Consider the following 15,515-nt stretch of genomic DNA (forward strand, 5'->3'; position numbering starts at 1 on the left):
CCCACGCCAACCGGCATCCATCGGGTGCCGGTCATTCATTATCAGCACCTCCGATTTAGTACTTCCGACGGCGCGTAGCCAAAGCGACGCTTAAACGCCTTGCTAAAATGAAAAGAGTCAAAGAAGTTGAGCATTCCCGCGACCTTACTCACCGAGCTTCCCTCCTGCTTTAATAACGACTGCGCCAACTCCAGTTGCGCATTGAGGTAATATTCTTTTGGTGTTTTTCCGGTATGGCGCAGGAACAGGCGTCGTAACCAGGGCTCGCTACACTGCATGGCATCAGCCATATCGGCTACGCTCCAGCGCTTTTGCGGGTTGGCATGTAGCGTGGCAATCAGATTTTCCAGCTTTTGCAACTGGCGATCTTTATTACCATTTTCCGCAATCAGGCAAATCCACTGATAAATTATTTTAGTGAGGTAGGCGACAGCCAGATTATTCTTTAGCGGATCGCTTTCGGTAATCAACGCTGCCACTTCGCTGAGTTCTCTATTAAATACATTGCCATTATAAATTGTTGCGGTTTGAAATATTGGTAGTGGCATCAGCGTGGTGGGGATAAACTCCATCCAGTACTGTTCCCAAATTAAGCCGGCGCAGTGATAGGATTTTATATCCGTTGGTTTTAAAAATATGACGCAGTTCCCATTCAGAGTAATTTGAGAATTATCTTTCAGAATTATTGTTCCGCACCCCTGAAGGGTATATATCGCTACCCACGAGTTCGCTATTAGCGGTTTCTTTTTATCTCGTGGCCAGCTTACACGGTAGTTTTCATCCGCCAGGGTATGCCACAGTGAGATCAGGGAAATCCCGCTTGAGATCACATTTTCTTCCAGAACTAACGGGATGTTATACGTGGTTTCGTTTTTTACATGCGAAATATGTATTTTTCCATTCATTTTAAAATCCCATCAGCGAATGATGCCGGTAACCTGAACGGTGACTTTAGCAAAAGAGATCCCTTCAGGGATACATTGCATTGACTTTATTAATCTCAACGCCTTACCCGGATAAGCTATTCTCCTGTACCTGATAGCCCCGGGATATAATGATAAACAAGGGCTACAAGATGAATACGATACAAATTTTGAGCTTTGTTGGTTTTACACTGCTGGTAGCTATCATTACCTGGTTAAAGGTAAGAAAAACGGATACCGGTTCACAGCAAGGTTATTTTCTTGCCGGACGTTCGCTGAAGGCACCGGTCATTGCCGCATCACTGATGTTAACCAACCTGTCGACCGAGCAACTGGTTGGATTATCCGGCCAGGCCTATAAAAGCGGTATGTCGGTAATGGGCTGGGAAGTGACCTCGGCGGTCACGCTGATCTTCCTGGCACTGATCTTTTTGCCGCGCTATTTGCAGCGAGGCATCGCGACGATCCCGGACTTTCTTGAAGAGCGGTACGATAAAACCACCCGTATTATTATCGATTGCTGTTTTCTGATAGCTACCGGCGTGTGTTTCTTACCTATTGTTCTCTACTCCGGCGCACTGGCGCTGAACAGCCTGTTTCATATTGGCGAATCCTTGGGGCTGGCGCAGGGGGCGGCTATCTGGCTGCTGGTTATTTTGTTGGGGCTGGCCGGGATTATCTATGCCGTGATCGGCGGAATGCGTGCTATGGCGATTGCCGATTCCATTAACGGAATTGGTCTGGTGATTGGCGGTTTGATGGTGCCGGTGTTCGGGCTTATCGCTATGGGGAAAGGGAGCTTTTCTGAAGGTATCGTGCAATTGACCACTGTGCACGCCGAAAAACTCAACTCAATCGGCAGCAGCACCGACCCGCTACCGTTTGGCGCGGCGTTCACGGGCCTGATTCTGGTGAATACCTTCTACTGGTGTACGAATCAGGGGATTGTTCAGCGTACCCTGGCGTCAAAAAGCCTGGCTGAAGGGCAGAAAGGGGCACTGCTGACCGCCGTACTGAAAATGCTCGACCCGCTCATTCTGGTGCTCCCTGGGTTAATTGCTTTTCATCTCTATCAGGATCTGCCGAGTGCCGATATGGCCTATCCGACACTGGTCAACAAGGTGTTGCCGCTACCGCTGGTGGGCTTTTTCGGTGCCGTGTTATTTGGCGCGGTCATCAGTACCTTCAACGGTTTTTTAAACAGCGCCAGCACCTTGTTCAGCATGGGTATTTATCGCCGCATCATCAACCAGGATGCCCAGCCGGATCAGCTGGTGCGCGTTGGACGCAAGTTTGGTCTTTTCATCGCCGTGATTTCCGTGATCGTCGCCCCGTGGATCGCCAATGCGCCGCAGGGATTGTACAGCTGGATGAAACAGCTTAACGGGGTTTATAACGTTCCGCTGGTTACGATCATTATCATGGGATTCTTTTTCCCACGCATCCCGGCCATTGCCGCCAAAGTGGCGATGGGGCTGGGGATTGTCAGCTACATCACCATCAACTACCTGGTGAAGTTTGATTTCCACTTTCTCTACATTCTGGCCTGTACGTTCTGTATCAACGTCGTAGTGATGCTGGTGATCGGCATTATTAAGCCGCGCGCCACGCCATTCAAATTTCATGACGCTTTCGCCGTCGATATGCAGCCGTGGCGGCATGTGAAGATTGCCTCCGTCGGCATTTTGTTCGCCATGATTGGTGTTTACGCCGGGCTGGCTGAATTTGGCGGGTACAGCACACGCTGGCTGGCGGTGAGTAGCTACACCATCACGGCGGCGGTGGTGATGTATCTGATTTATAGCCACTGTCGTACACGCGGCACCATCCAGACAACCCCCTCTGCTACTGACATTAAGGAAAAATCATGAGTCGCCCCAATTTTTTATTCATTATGACCGATACACAGGCGACCAATATGGTGGGCTGTTATAGCGGTAAGCCACTCAATACCAACAATATTGATAACCTGGCTGCGGAAGGGATCCGCTTTAATTCCGCCTATACCTGCTCGCCGGTCTGCACGCCTGCTCGTGCGGGGCTGTTTACCGGTATTTATGCCAGTCAGTCCGGTCCGTGGACAAACAACGTCGCACCGGGGAAAAATATCTCCACGATGGGGCGCTATTTCAAAGATGCGGGCTATCACACCTGCTATATCGGAAAATGGCATCTTGATGGCCATGATTATTTCGGAACCGGCGACTGTCCGCCGGAATGGGATCGTGACTACTGGTTTGACGGTGCGAATTATCTTGCAGAGCTGACAGAGCAAGAAATCAGCCTGTGGCGCAATGGGCTGAACAGTGTCGAAGACCTGCAGGCCAATAATATCGATGAAGCTTTTACCTGGGCGCATCGCATCAGTAACCGCGCGGTGGACTTCCTGCAGCAGCCGGGTCGTTCTGGGGAGCCCTTCCTGATGGTGGTCTCTTATGATGAGCCGCACCATCCGTTTACCTGCCCGGTGAATTATCTGGAGAAGTATCAGGATTTTTACTACCAGCTGGGGCCGAAGGCCCATGACTCACTGGACGACAAACCGGAGCATCACCGCCTGTGGTCGCAGGCCATGCCCTCTCCGGTGGGTGAAGATGGCAGCTACCATCATCCACTCTATTTTGCCTGCAATGATTTCGTCGACGACCAGATAGGCAGAGTCGTCGACGCGTTAACTCCTGAGCAGCGTGACAATACCTGGGTCATTTATACTTCCGATCATGGCGAGATGATGGGTGCCCACAAGCTAATCAGCAAAGGGGCGGCGATGTACGATGATATCACGCGTATTCCTTTGATTATGCGCCCTCCGCGTGGGACATCGCAGCAGGTTGACACGCCGGTCAGTCATATTGATTTGCTGCCCACCATGATGGCGCTGGCAGGGATCGACCAGCCGGATATCCTGCCAGGCGAAAATATCCTGAACGTCGATGCCTCCCGCGGGGTGATGGTGGAGTTCAACCGGTATGAAATCGAGCATGATAGCTTTGGCGGCTTTATTCCGGTGCGTTGTTGGGTGACAGATCGCTGGAAACTGGTGCTTAACCTGTTTACCAGCGATGAGCTTTACGACAGGATCAATGACCCGGATGAGTTAGAGAATCTGATTGATGCGTCTGAACTCGCTGACGTTCGTCGCCGGATGCACGATGCCCTGCTGGAATACATGGATAAAATACGCGATCCGTTCCGCACCTATCAGTGGAGCCTGCGGCCCTGGCGGCCGGATGCGCAGCCGCGCTGGATGGGCGCTTTTCGGCCGCGCCCTGAAGATGGCTACTCGCCCGTTGTTCGTGATTACGATACCGGTCTTGCGACGCAAGGGGTGAAAGTCGAAAAGAAAACGCAGAAATTTTAATGGTGGTCTGGCGGCACGGGTGAAAGTGCGCGACCCGGCCTAATAACGGCTCTCTTTGCTATCATCATGCCAATCACCAGGATGACTGGCATGTTAGACAAACGGGAGCCGCTCAAGGAGCTATGATGAATATTTCCCGCCTCGGCGAAGCGCCGGACTATCGTTTCTCACTGGCGAACGAACGCACTTTTCTGGCATGGATTCGTACCGCATTGGGCTTTCTTGCCGCGGGCGTTGGGCTGGATCAGCTGGCACCAGACTTTGCTACGCCGCTGATTCGTGAGGTGCTTGCGCTGCTGTTGTGCCTGTTTTCCGGCGGGCTGGCGATTTATGGCTATATCCGCTGGCTGCGTAATGAAAAAGCGATGCGGCTGAAAGAGGACCTTCCCTATACGCGCGGGCTGTTGATTATCAGTCTGATTTTGCTGCTTGTCGCCGCTGCTGTCATGGGTCTGGTACTGTATGCCGGATAAGCGTAGGGCAAGAAGAGAGAGCGATCCGGGATTACAGCCGGAACGTACCTCGCTGGCATGGTTTCGTACCCTTTTGGGCTATGCCGCCTTAATGGTGCTGGCGATTAAGCATCAGGGTCAGCAGGCAGGCACGCTCTTTTGGATAACGCTCGGCGTGCTGGCCGTGGCAACAATTGTGCTTTGGCGTTATACCCGACATCGTCAGTTGATGGATGTCTCGCTAAGCGACTTTTCCGAATCGCGTTCCGTGCGTGACAAACTGCTAATCGCCCTCGCCGTGTTTGCTCTCTCCGTACTGTTTGCAGCGTCCCATGTAAGTAAAATCATTCTGTTTTTCAGGGAGTTTTCCTGATGAGATGTCAGGTGATGGCTAAACCTGCCAGTTCGCGCTGCAATCTTGATTGCCGCTACTGCTTTTATATCGACAAACCTCAACAGCCGGTCATGGATGACGTGACCCTCGACGCGTTTGTGGCTCAGCATATCGCGGCGCAATCGGCACCCGAGGTACAGTTTGCCTGGCAAGGCGGCGAGCCAACGCTGTGCGGGCTGGATTTCTTCCGTCGCGTGGTGGTGTTACAACAGCGCTATAGTCAGGGTAAACACATCGACAATGCCTTCCAGACCAATGGTCTGCTGCTCAACGATGAGTGGTGCCGTTTCTTCCATCAGCAGGGGTGGCTGGTGGGTATTTCATTGGATGGTCCGGCGGACCTGCACGATCGGTATCGGGTCAACCGGCGTGGCCACCCCACACATCATAAAGTACTGGCGGGTATCGAGAAGCTGCGGGCCCATCGGGTTTCATTCAATGTACTCACCGTCATCAACCGGCAAAACAGCCAGCAGCCGGAACGGCTGTATCGCTATCTGCGCGAGCTGGGCACCCCTTTTTTGCAGTTTATTCCGTTGGTTGAACACGATAACCCTGAGTCAGTGAGCTCCGCGCAGTGGGGGACGTTTCTGAAGACGGTATTTGATATTTGGGCCCGGGAAGATATTGGCCGCGTATACGTTCAGCTTTTTGATTCAACGCTGGGCGTCTGGTGCGGATATCCTTCGCAGATGTGTTCGCTGGCGGAAGTATGCGGGCAGGCGTTTGCCCTGGAGGCCAACGGCGATCTCTATCAATGCGATCACTATGTTTATCCTCAATATCGACTCGGCAATATTCACCAGACGTCCATCTCCAGCCTCAATCAAACCGACGCAGTGCGGGAATTCGGGCTGTATAAACAAGCCACACTGTCCGACGACTGCCAGAGATGCCCGGTTCGCCACCTCTGTCATGGCGATTGCCCAAAGCATCGTACAGCAGGGAAAAGCGTTCTGTGTGAGGGATACCGGGCGTTTTTTTACCACTCGGCGCCATCAATGCGGATGATGCGAGATTTGATTAAGCGACAACGTTCACCGGCAACGCTGATGGCGTTATTAAAACAGGGAGAATCTCCAGGCCTTTTCAAAGGCCTGGATGAAAACCGTTAGCGGCCTTTCGCCAGGTACTGCGCCATCTCCTCTTCCGGCACCATGCCGCCGCCGGTCGCCCAGACCAGATGCGTGGCATTGTGCATCTGGCCGGCGTTGAAGCCGTGCATCTGCTGATAACTCTTGCTGGCGCAGACGCGCTGCGGCCCGGCCATCCCCGCCAGGGCGGATGGCTCCAGGCGAATATTTTCGGCTTGCGCCAGCCAACCCAGCATGTCGTACATCGACTGGTCGCTGAGGGTATAGAAGCCATCCAGCAGACGCTCCATCGCCCTGCCGACAAACCCGGAAGCGCGCCCAACGGCCAGGCCATCGGCGGCGGTCAGGTTATCGATACCGAGATCCTGGACGGCAATACCATCATGCAGCCCGGTATGAACCCCCAGCAGCATGCAAGGGGAGTGGGTCGGTTCGGCGAAGAAGCAGTGAACATGGTCACCGAAGGCCAGCTTCAGGCCAAATGCCACCCCGCCAGGGCCGCCGCCCACGCCGCACGGCAGATAGACAAACAGCGGATGATCGGCATCGACCACACGCCCCTGTTGCGCGAACTGCGCTTTCAGGCGCTCACCGGCGACGGCATAGCCGAGGAACAGCGTGCGTGAGTTTTCGTCATCAATAAAGAAGCAGTTGGGATCGGCCTCCGCCGCCTTACGTCCCTGTTCAACCGCAACGCCGTAATCCTGCTCGTACTCCACCACCGTCACGCCGTGGCTGCGCAGTTTCGCTTTTTTCCACGCCCGGGCGTCGGCCGACATATGCACCGTGACCTTAAAGCCGATGCGGGCGCTCATGATGCCGATCGACATCCCGAGGTTACCGGTCGATCCCACGGCGATGCTGTACTGGCTAAAGAACTGTTTAAACGCCGGCGTCAGCAGTTGACGGTAGTCATCTGCGGTGGTCAGCAGGCCCGCTTCCAGCACCAGTTTTTCCGCGTGGGTCAGGACCTCATAAATTCCGCCGCGCGCTTTAATGGAGCCGGAAACCGGTAGATGGCTGTCTTTTTTCAACAGCAGTTCACCGTCGATGGCCTCGGAAAATGCCTGCTCCAGCCGCGCTTTCATCGCCGGGATCGCCACCAGCTCGGATTCAATAATCCCGCCGGTAGCGGCGGTTTCCGGGAAGGCCTGCGCCAGATAAGGCGCAAAGCGCTCCAGCCGCGCACGGGCATCCTGAACATCTTCGCTGGTCAGGCCGACGTAGGGTAAGCCTTCTGCCAGTGACGTGGTGGCCGGGTTAAACCAGGCGGTTTCTTTCAGGTCGATCAGCTCCTGCAGCAGCGGGAACCGGGTGATTAATGTGGTCATGTCAGCGTTTTTCATATGACGTCTCTTTGCGCTCAGATGATGAAAGAAAGCAGGAACGTGCAGGCAAGTGCAAGCAAGGATGCGATAAATGTGGCCGTTGTATAGTATTTGAACGTCTCACTCAGGCTCGCACCGCAGTACTGTTTTACCAGCCAGAACAGGGAATCGGTGACGATCGTGCAGCCAATTGCGCCGGAACCAATAGCAATGGCGATGATCTCCGGGCTTACGCCTGGGTACAGCGGCAGCATTGGCGCCACGATAGCGGTCGCTCCCATCATGGCGACGGTGGCCGAACCGACCGCCGCGTGCAGAATCAGCGCCACCAGCCAGGCCAGCAGAATCGGGTGCATATGCATGCCCGACAGAATCACCGCCAGCGAATCGGCCAGGCCGCTGCTCTTCAGGATGGCGTTAAACGCGCCGCCGGCGCCGATGATCAGCAGGATATTGGCAATCGAGCCGAAGCCATTTTCAGTGTGGGTCAGCAGCGTGCCCATGCTCATATTCTGGCGGATGCCGAGGACGTAGTAGGCCACGAAGACGGCGATAAACATGGCGGTAATCGGGTTGCCGATAAACTCCAGCAGCATATACAGCGTGCCGCTCCGGGTCATATTCAGCTCGGCCACGGTTTTCACCAGCATCAGCGCAATCGGCAGCAGAATGGTCAGCAGGGTGGCGCCGAGGGACGGCAGGGTCTCTTCCTGACGGACTTCCAGATTTGAAAACTCGGCGGGAACCGCTTTGAACGGCAGACGATTACCCAGCAGTCTCAGGAACAGCGGGCCGCCGACCAGCGAGGCCATCAACCCGACCAGCAGGCCGTAGACAATCACGGTGCCGATATCGGCGCCGAGCTTGTTGGCGACGAACAGCGCTGCCGGGTGCGGCGGGACCACGCAATGCACCGCCATTAATGCGGTACACAGCGGGATCGCCAGCTTCAGCAGGGAGGTGTGGGTCTTTTTAGCGATGGAGAAGGCCAGCGGGATCAGCAGCACCACGCCCACTTCGACAAACAGCGTAATCCCGCAGATCAGGCCAACCAGCACCATGATGACATCGACCGATAACCAGCGGCAGCGCTGGAGCGTCAGGCCGATCCGCTCGGCGGCGCCTGAAATCTCCATCATTTTCCCGAGGATGGTCCCGAGACCGATCACCGCCGCCAGGAAGCCGAGGGTGCCGCCGATGCCGTTTTCAATGGCGTTGACCATATCCAGCGGGCTCATGCCCATCATTGCACCGACGAAGAAACTGGCTAACAGCAGCGCCAGAAACGGGTGAAATTTCAGCTTAACGATAGTTAGTACAATCAACACGATACTGATGAGTAGCGTGCTCACAACCCAAATCTGAGATTCCATACCCCACCTCGCCTGTGTATTAGATGGGGCTATTGAACAGAAAAACGTCACCGGCTGACAAACGATATAAATGGCGCTTCAGGTGAATCAGATTGAATCAAAGTGGTGATTAAGGTCTAAAAAAGCCATGCATTTGCGCTATGGGTCACTTTTTTTCATCTTTAAACCAGCGCGACGTAGCCATTTTGCTTACCATTGACGGTAAAAATGACAGGGAAAAGAACGATGGATGTGGGAAAAGAGATCGGCAACCGGCTGCTGAACGGCTGGCAGCTGTCCAAACTGTATACCTTTGAGGTTGCCGCCCGGCATGAATCTTTCGCGCTGGCGGCGGAAGAGCTGTCGCTCACCCCCAGCGCGGTGAGTCACCGGATAAATCAGCTGGAAGAGGAGCTGGGGATCCAGCTGTTCGTGCGCTCGCATCGCAAAGTGGAGTTAACCCATGAAGGGCGGCGGGTCTACTGGTCGCTGAAGTCATCGCTGGACAGCCTGAACCAGGAAATTCTGGATATCAAAAACCAGGAGCTGTCCGGCACCCTGACCATTTACTCGCGACCGTCGATTGCCCAATGCTGGCTGGTCCCGGCGCTGGGGGATTTTACTCGCCGCTACCCGTCTATCTCGCTGACCGTGTTAACCGGCAACGAAAACGTCAATATGCAGCGCGCGGGTATCGATCTGGCGCTCTATTTCGATGATTTACCTTCATCGCAACTCACCCACCACTTTCTGATGGATGAGGCGATTGTGCCGGTTTGTACCGCGGAGTACGCCCGTCAGCATCAGCTTCAGCAGCACCCCGAGCATCTTCAGCATTGCACGCTGCTGCATGACCGCCAGGCCTGGAGCAACGACTCCGGCACCGATGAGTGGTTTAGCTGGGCGCAGCATTTTGCGGTGAATTTGCCACAATCGTCGGGAATTGGCTTCGATCGTTCAGATTTAGCGGTGATTGCGGCGATGAACCATGTCGGCGTGGCGATGGGGCGTAAACGGCTGGTGCAAAAACGCATCGATAGCGGCGAACTGATCGCCCCCTTTGGTGATATGACGCTGAAGTGCCATCAGCACTACTATGTGACGACCCTGGCGGGGCGTCAGTGGCCAAAAATCGAGGCGTTTATCCACTGGCTGCAAAGCCAGGTGCGCTGACAATCCCCGGTTGCGCTACGCTGACCGGGGCTTCGGAGAGTAGCCCGGATAAGGCTGGTATGCCGTCATCCGGGGGAGACGCCGGGCGTTAAACCGGCTGCTGGTGACGGCTGAAGCGTGAAGCCAGCGGCAGCCAGCACAGCAGAATCAGCAGGCCCATCAGCATCATCAACAATCCCAGGCTGCTCTGACCGGTCTGCGGCATCATCGCCGAGAGCCAGGCCAGCACGCCGGAGCCGATATTTTGCAGCCCGCCAACCAGCGCACCTGCCGTCCCGGCGAGGAACGGGAACGGCTCCATCGCGCCGCTGGTCGCCAGCGGGAACAGCATGCCGGCGCCAAAGAAAAACAGCGCCGCAGGCACCAGCAGCGTCCAGACGGTCATGACGCCCATCAGGCCAGGGATCCACATCATCACCCCTGCCAACAGACAGCAGATGACCGATTGCCACATCAGGGTCGAGAAGCGCTTATTCGGACGCCCGGCAAACCAGGCCCCGAAGAAGGCCGCCGGAATCGGCAGGATAAACAGAATACTGACCGCCATGCTGCTTAAGCCCAGTACGGCGCCCAGCAGCACCCCGGAGCAGGCCTCAAACACGGCGATACCCGCCAGACCGCCAATCAACATCAGCAGATAGCAGTTGAACGCAGTATTGCCGAAAAGCGTCTTATAGCTGGTGGCCAGCCGGGTACGCGGCGCGCCGACCGGGCGCGTTTCCGGCATCCAGCGTGCCATGCTGAAGGTCACCACCGCGCACAGGATCAACAGGAACGCGTAGCAGGCACGCCAGCTCCATACGGTATTGAGGATCCCGCCAATCAGCGGAGCCAGCAGCGGGCTGACAAGAATCCCCATATTTAACAGGCTATTGGCGTGTCTGAGCTGGCTACCTTCGTACAGGTCGCGCGGCAGGGTACGCGCCATGACGCCCCCAACACCGGTCCCCATGCCCTGAATCGCGCTGGCGATAATCAGCACCGTCAGACTGTGGGTGGTGATGGCAACCAGCGTCGCCAGCATAAAGATAGACATCCCGATGAGGATCACCGGGCGTCGCCCCACGCGGTCAGACAGCGGGCCGTAGAAGAGTTGCGATACGCCATAGGTCAGCAGATAGGCGGCCATTACGCTTTGTACCGCGCCCTCACGGGCGTTCAGCGAAATAGCCATATCGGCGATCGCCGGAATATAAATGGTCTGCGCCATCTGGCCTACGGCCACCAGCACTACCAGCATCAACAACAAAGTGAAGTTCTTATGCCGTTTCATGTCGATGAATACTTTGATAATAGAAGTAAATTAAGAATATGTGACTGGCACATCCCTTTAATGCTGGAGGAATCTACCACATAAAAATGACAGTACAACCACATGACGAGGATTGGTGAGGAATGCCAGGCAGGTTTTGTAAACGATAATCGGCAACAAATGTTGCCATTGTGCGTCAGGAGAGGCGCAGCAGGATAGCCCCGGCCGCAATCCCGCAGGCGGCCACGATACGCAGGGCAATAAGCTTCTCTTTAAGCAGCACCAACGCGATGATAGCGCCGAATAAAATAGAGGTTTCTCGCAGCGCCGCGACCACCGCCAGCGGCGCCTGGGTCATGGCCCACAGCGCCAGGCCATACGACCCCATGGTGCTCAGCCCGCCGATCAGCCCGGTTTTCCAGTGCTGGCGCAGATAGCGGCTGGCTTCCCGCCGGCGGGCGACCATTGACCAGCTCAGCAAACAGAAGCCGTTCATAAAAAAGGACCACAGCGTGTAGCCCAGCGCGGTGCCCGACAGGCGAACCCCGGTGCCATCCACCAGCGTATAGCCGGCGATAAAACAGGCGTTGGTCAGCGCGAGAATGATACCGGTGCGGGAGCTGGCGCGGCCATTGAAGGCCATCGCAAGGATTGCCAGGCAGATCACGGCAATACCGCTCCAGGCCAGCGGTGACAGTGAATCGCCGAGCACGGCGACGCTGATAATCGCCACCAGCAGCGGCGCGGTGCCGCGCATCAGCGGGTAGGTCTGGCTCATATCCGAGACCTGATAGGTTTTAGCCACCAGCACGGTGTAGACCACCTGTAAGGCGCTGGAGAGGACCAGATACGGCGCGCTGGCAAGGCCTGGCTGCGGCGCGAAAGGCAGCGCGACCATGGCGATCAGCGCGGCAGAACCGCTCACGCCGATAGCGGCATACATCTTATCGCCGCTGGCTTTGACGATGGCATTCCAGCTGGCATGCAGCAGGGCGGCGAACAGCAGAATGCAGAAAACGCTAATGGTCATCGTAGGAGACGGTCAGTGGCTATGTTATGGCACTGTAACACGGGCGTTTTCCACCAGCCAGCGGCCCTTAAAGGGAGCAGAACAGGCGATGCGTGACCCGCGGCTCATCATAAACCGGGCGAAACCCCAGGGTTTCATAAAAGGGCCACGCCGACGACGGCGCGTGGGTGTTGAGAAAATCGAACCAGTGGCCGGAATGGGTTATCACCGATACCAGCAGCTGCTGCCCGACACGCTGGCGACGCGAAGCTTCGCGGATATATAAATGACGAATACGCCCGGCCCGCGGTTGCTGACTGTACGGGTCAACATTCAGCCCGCAGACCCCAACCAGCTGTCCGGCAACAAAGGCGCCCAGCAGTTTCTCGCCCGGTGCATTAAAGCGGTTTTTACCGCTTTGCCAGTTCTCCGTCAGGCGACGCAGCATGGCAAATTGTTGCTCCAGGCTTTCGCTGCGCAGGGCAAGAAAGCCGGGGGTCTCCGGGGTGACAGGGCGAATCAACAACGGTGGCATGATTTTCTCCAGTTAGTCGGCATCAGGTGATGGGGTACCGCCTGTAGAGGGGCGGTTTCCCGCCCCTCTCAGGTGCGACTTGAACCTGAATCAGCGAGGCTGTCTCAGGACTGCATCAAGCAGTTGCAACACGGCAACCATGAGTCTCAGGATAAGAACAATAATATCCATCGCGCCCATACGCGTCTCCTCTGGTAGAGGAGCACGACCCGCTGGCGTACCTTTCCGCCGCCTGTTGCCAGCGAGGGGATACGCCGCCCGCCCGGGTACGTTGGTGTGCCCGGAACACAGTGGCGTATTTGTTGACGTAACACAGTGTGCTCTCTCGGGGTTAAGGCGCTGACGGCACCACCCGTTTCAGCCAGGACTTCATTGCGCCGGTAAAACATGCGGCCCCGAATAACACAACGTGTACGCATTCAGTATAAACAAATACTGTATATTTAAACAGTATTTTCTGGACAATCTGGCACCCGCCTTCCATACTCAATTTCGGCGACAGCCGCGTGAAAATTGCGTCAACGCCGGCGCGCGCGTATACTTTCACCGTTGACGTAATACAGTGTACTTGCGGTTACCAGCCGTAAACATGCTGACAAAAACCTCGCTGCGGCGGGGTTTTTTGTTTTTGTGCGTCAGACGAAAAATTGTGATCCCTTACGCAAATACTCGTGGATGAAAATAATTCCGTTGTGTAATGGCGGCAGCTGTGTTTGTATAAATTCAGTTAATTTTTCGCACAACAGGTCCCTAATGAACACTTCCATTCTGACGTCGACTCTACTAAAAACCGCGCCTGCCGCGGTGGTCGTCGTGCGTGTGGTGGTCGTCGTCGGCAATGCGCCGTAGGGTCCGGAACAACACGATTCCAAACCCCGCCGGCGCAAACCGAGCGGGGTTTTTTTTCGACACTCGCCCGGTAAGTCGGCCCAGAATAAAAGGACTGGAGCATGGCAAGTTCGGGCACAACATCAGAAAAAATGCGCTTCACCGGCGCGCAGTTAGTTGTTCATTTACTGGAGCGTCAGGGGATCACCACCGTTGCGGGTATCCCGGGCGGCTCAATTCTCCCTATCTATGATGCATTAAGCCAAAGCACGCAGATTCGTCACGTCCTGGCGCGTCACGAGCAGGGCGCGGGCTTTATCGCCCAGGGGATGGCGCGTACCGAAGGTAAACCCGCGGTCTGTATGGCCTGTAGCGGGCCGGGCGCCACCAACCTGATCACCGCCATCGCCGATGCCCGCCTGGACTCCATTCCGCTGGTTTGTATTACCGGCCAGGTGCCGGCATCGATGATCGGCACCGACGCGTTCCAGGAAGTCGACACCTACGGTATCTCTATCCCCATCACGAAACACAACTACCTGGTTCGCGACATCGCTGAGCTGCCGCAGGTGATGAGCGACGCGTTTCGTATCGCGCAGTCCGGCCGCCCGGGTCCGGTGTGGATAGATATTCCTAAGGATGTGCAGACGGCAACCATCGAGCTGGCGGTGTTACCGGAGCCAGGTACCCGCGCGCCGACCCCGACGTTTGACAGCACCAGCGTTCAGGATGCGGCGGCGATGATCAATGCGGCGCAGCGTCCGGTGCTGTATCTGGGCGGCGGCGTGATTAACGCCGGGGATCAGGTTCGCGCGCTGGCTGAAAAAGCCAACCTGCCTACCACCCTGACCCTGATGGCGCTGGGTATGCTGCCGAAGGCGCACCCGCTCTCGTTAGGCATGCTGGGTATGCACGGCGCACGCAGCACCAACTTCATCTTGCAAGAGTCTGATTTACTGATTGTTTTAGGCGCGCGTTTTGATGACCGGGCGATTGGTAAAACCGAGCAGTTCTGCCCGAATGCGAAAATTATCCACGTCGATATCGATCGTTCCGAGCTGGGCAAAATCAAGCAGCCGCACGTCGCGATTCAGGGGGACGTTGCCGACGTTCTGGCGCAGCTGATCCCGCTGGTGGCCTCGCAGCCGCGTGACGAGTGGCGCCAGCTGGTGGCGGACCTGCAACGCGAGTTTCCGTCCACCATTCCGCAGCAGCGCGATCCGCTGGCCCACTACGGCCTGATCAACGCCGTGGCCGCCTGTGTCGATGACGAGGCGATCATTACCACCGACGTTGGTCAGCATCAGATGTGGGTTGCCCAGGCCTATCCGTTGAACCGTCCGCGCCAGTGGCTGACCTCCGGCGGGTTGGGAACCATGGGCTTTGGCCTGCCGGCAGCGGTGGGTGCCGCGCTGGCTAATCCGCAGCGTAAAGTGATCTGCTTCTCCGGCGACGGCAGCCTGATGATGAACATTCAGGAGATGGCCACCGCGGCGGAGAATCAGCTGGATGTTAAAATCATCCTGATGAACAACGAAGCGCTGGGGCTGGTGTATCAGCAGCAGAGCCTGTTCTATCAGCAGGGCGTTTTTGCCGCAACCTACCCGGGGATGATCAACTTCATGCAGATTGCCGCCGGTTTTGGTCTGCAAACCTGTGATTTAAATAACGAAGCCGACCCGCAGGCGGCGCTGCAGGCGATCATTGACCGTCCTGGCCCGGCCCTGATTCACGTGCGCATTGATGCCGAAGAGAAAGTCTATCCGATGGTTCCGCCGGGAGCGGCAAATACAGAAATGGTGGGGGAATAAACC

At 56.1% G+C, this 15,515-nt stretch carries 14 protein-coding genes and 1 pseudogene; 8 read left to right on the forward strand and 7 right to left on the reverse strand.

Annotated features, from left to right (window positions below):
- Nucleotides 1–41 precede the first annotated feature (41 nt).
- Nucleotides 42–905: a helix-turn-helix transcriptional regulator gene (locus HF679_RS18535; protein ID WP_123757008.1), complete on the reverse strand. Its 864-nt coding sequence runs from the start codon at nucleotides 903–905 to the stop codon at nucleotides 42–44.
- 170 nt (nucleotides 906–1,075) lie between these two features.
- On the opposite strand from HF679_RS18535, the gene HF679_RS18540 reads away from it, so the two are divergent.
- From HF679_RS18540 to HF679_RS18560, 5 genes are all read left to right on the forward strand, one after another.
- Entirely contained in the window at nucleotides 1,076–2,794 is a 1,719-nt protein-coding gene (locus HF679_RS18540; RefSeq protein ID WP_123757009.1) for a solute:sodium symporter family transporter, read from the forward strand.
- Nucleotides 2,791–4,284 (forward strand): sulfatase-like hydrolase/transferase, encoded by a 1,494-nt coding sequence (locus HF679_RS18545; RefSeq protein WP_123757010.1) that lies wholly within the window; start codon nucleotides 2,791–2,793, stop codon nucleotides 4,282–4,284. The genes HF679_RS18540 and HF679_RS18545 overlap by 4 nt, the downstream gene beginning before the upstream one ends.
- A 125-nt stretch (nucleotides 4,285–4,409) precedes the next feature.
- Nucleotides 4,410–4,757, forward strand: coding sequence for a YidH family protein (locus HF679_RS18550; RefSeq protein ID WP_123757011.1), 348 nt, complete (start codon nucleotides 4,410–4,412; stop codon nucleotides 4,755–4,757).
- Nucleotides 4,747–5,109 carry a DUF202 domain-containing protein gene (locus tag HF679_RS18555; protein ID WP_123757012.1) on the forward strand — a complete coding sequence of 121 codons (363 nt, stop codon included), beginning with the start codon at nucleotides 4,747–4,749 and terminating at the stop codon, nucleotides 5,107–5,109. Before HF679_RS18550 ends, HF679_RS18555 begins: the two co-directional genes overlap by 11 nt.
- On the forward strand, nucleotides 5,109–6,245 hold the full coding sequence (locus tag HF679_RS18560) for an anaerobic sulfatase maturase (protein ID WP_261802951.1): 1,137 nt from the start codon (nucleotides 5,109–5,111) through the stop codon (nucleotides 6,243–6,245). Before HF679_RS18555 ends, HF679_RS18560 begins: the two co-directional genes overlap by 1 nt.
- On the opposite strand, the gene dsdA is transcribed toward HF679_RS18560, so the two are convergent.
- On the reverse strand, nucleotides 6,242–7,570 hold the full coding sequence (dsdA, locus tag HF679_RS18565; RefSeq protein WP_123757013.1) for a D-serine ammonia-lyase: 1,329 nt from the start codon (nucleotides 7,568–7,570) through the stop codon (nucleotides 6,242–6,244). The genes HF679_RS18560 and dsdA overlap by 4 nt on opposite strands.
- Nucleotides 7,571–7,587: 17 nt before the next feature.
- The gene (gene dsdX, locus HF679_RS18570) at nucleotides 7,588–8,925 is read right to left on the reverse strand and encodes a D-serine transporter DsdX (protein ID WP_123757014.1); all 1,338 of its coding nucleotides are present in this window, start codon (nucleotides 8,923–8,925) and stop codon (nucleotides 7,588–7,590) included.
- Nucleotides 8,926–9,150: 225 nt separating this feature from the next.
- Between dsdX and dsdC the strand changes: the two genes are divergently transcribed.
- On the forward strand, nucleotides 9,151–10,077 hold the full coding sequence (gene dsdC, locus HF679_RS18575) for a DNA-binding transcriptional regulator DsdC (RefSeq protein ID WP_123757015.1): 927 nt from the start codon (nucleotides 9,151–9,153) through the stop codon (nucleotides 10,075–10,077).
- 88 nt (nucleotides 10,078–10,165) lie between these two features.
- Here dsdC and emrD read toward each other — a convergent pair whose 3' ends face one another.
- From emrD to tisB, 4 genes and pseudogenes are all read right to left on the reverse strand, one after another.
- Entirely contained in the window at nucleotides 10,166–11,350 is a 1,185-nt protein-coding gene (emrD, locus tag HF679_RS18580; protein WP_123757016.1) for a multidrug efflux MFS transporter EmrD, read from the reverse strand.
- Between the two features lie 175 nt (nucleotides 11,351–11,525).
- Nucleotides 11,526–12,359, reverse strand: coding sequence for a DMT family transporter (locus HF679_RS18585; RefSeq protein ID WP_187042280.1), 834 nt, complete (start codon nucleotides 12,357–12,359; stop codon nucleotides 11,526–11,528).
- Nucleotides 12,360–12,426: 67 nt separating this feature from the next.
- Nucleotides 12,427–12,873 carry a GNAT family N-acetyltransferase gene (locus HF679_RS18590; RefSeq protein ID WP_123757018.1) on the reverse strand — a complete coding sequence of 149 codons (447 nt, stop codon included), beginning with the start codon at nucleotides 12,871–12,873 and terminating at the stop codon, nucleotides 12,427–12,429.
- 90 nt (nucleotides 12,874–12,963) lie between these two features.
- A pseudogene (tisB, locus tag HF679_RS18595) lies at nucleotides 12,964–13,078 on the reverse strand (type I toxin-antitoxin system toxin TisB); the annotation flags it as partial.
- Nucleotides 13,079–13,626: 548 nt separating this feature from the next.
- On the opposite strand from tisB, the gene ivbL reads away from it, so the two are divergent.
- Nucleotides 13,627–13,722, forward strand: a complete 96-nt coding sequence (ivbL, locus tag HF679_RS18600; protein WP_123757020.1) for an ilvB operon leader peptide IvbL — start codon at nucleotides 13,627–13,629, stop codon at nucleotides 13,720–13,722.
- A 101-nt stretch (nucleotides 13,723–13,823) separates the two neighbouring features.
- On the forward strand, nucleotides 13,824–15,512 hold the full coding sequence (gene ilvB / locus HF679_RS18605) for an acetolactate synthase large subunit (RefSeq protein WP_123757021.1): 1,689 nt from the start codon (nucleotides 13,824–13,826) through the stop codon (nucleotides 15,510–15,512).
- The last annotated feature ends 3 nt before the right edge of the window (nucleotides 15,513–15,515 follow it).

This window comes from Enterobacter sp. JUb54 (genome assembly GCF_014298075.1).
GTDB classification, from domain to species: domain Bacteria; phylum Pseudomonadota; class Gammaproteobacteria; order Enterobacterales; family Enterobacteriaceae; genus Klebsiella; species Klebsiella lignicola.

What these genes read in the sequence shown, in the direction of transcription:
- HF679_RS18555 (WP_123757012.1), top strand. Translation starts at nt 4,747, where the DNA reads ATGCCGGATAAGCGTAGGGCAAGAAGAGAGAGCGATCCGGGATTACAG.
- ilvB (WP_123757021.1), top strand. Translation starts at nt 13,824, where the DNA reads ATGGCAAGTTCGGGCACAACATCAGAAAAAATGCGCTTCACCGGCGCG.
- dsdA (WP_123757013.1), bottom strand. Translation starts at nt 7,570, where the DNA reads ATGAAAAACGCTGACATGACCACATTAATCACCCGGTTCCCGCTGCTG.
- HF679_RS18550 (WP_123757011.1), top strand. Translation starts at nt 4,410, where the DNA reads ATGAATATTTCCCGCCTCGGCGAAGCGCCGGACTATCGTTTCTCACTG.
- emrD (WP_123757016.1), bottom strand. Translation starts at nt 11,350, where the DNA reads ATGAAACGGCATAAGAACTTCACTTTGTTGTTGATGCTGGTAGTGCTG.
- HF679_RS18535 (WP_123757008.1), bottom strand. Translation starts at nt 905, where the DNA reads ATGAATGGAAAAATACATATTTCGCATGTAAAAAACGAAACCACGTAT.
- HF679_RS18590 (WP_123757018.1), bottom strand. Translation starts at nt 12,873, where the DNA reads ATGCCACCGTTGTTGATTCGCCCTGTCACCCCGGAGACCCCCGGCTTT.
- dsdC (WP_123757015.1), top strand. Translation starts at nt 9,151, where the DNA reads ATGGATGTGGGAAAAGAGATCGGCAACCGGCTGCTGAACGGCTGGCAG.
- HF679_RS18560 (WP_261802951.1), top strand. Translation starts at nt 5,109, where the DNA reads ATGAGATGTCAGGTGATGGCTAAACCTGCCAGTTCGCGCTGCAATCTT.
- ivbL (WP_123757020.1), top strand. Translation starts at nt 13,627, where the DNA reads ATGAACACTTCCATTCTGACGTCGACTCTACTAAAAACCGCGCCTGCC.
- HF679_RS18540 (WP_123757009.1), top strand. Translation starts at nt 1,076, where the DNA reads ATGAATACGATACAAATTTTGAGCTTTGTTGGTTTTACACTGCTGGTA.
- HF679_RS18545 (WP_123757010.1), top strand. Translation starts at nt 2,791, where the DNA reads ATGAGTCGCCCCAATTTTTTATTCATTATGACCGATACACAGGCGACC.
- HF679_RS18585 (WP_187042280.1), bottom strand. Translation starts at nt 12,359, where the DNA reads ATGACCATTAGCGTTTTCTGCATTCTGCTGTTCGCCGCCCTGCTGCAT.
- dsdX (WP_123757014.1), bottom strand. Translation starts at nt 8,925, where the DNA reads ATGGAATCTCAGATTTGGGTTGTGAGCACGCTACTCATCAGTATCGTG.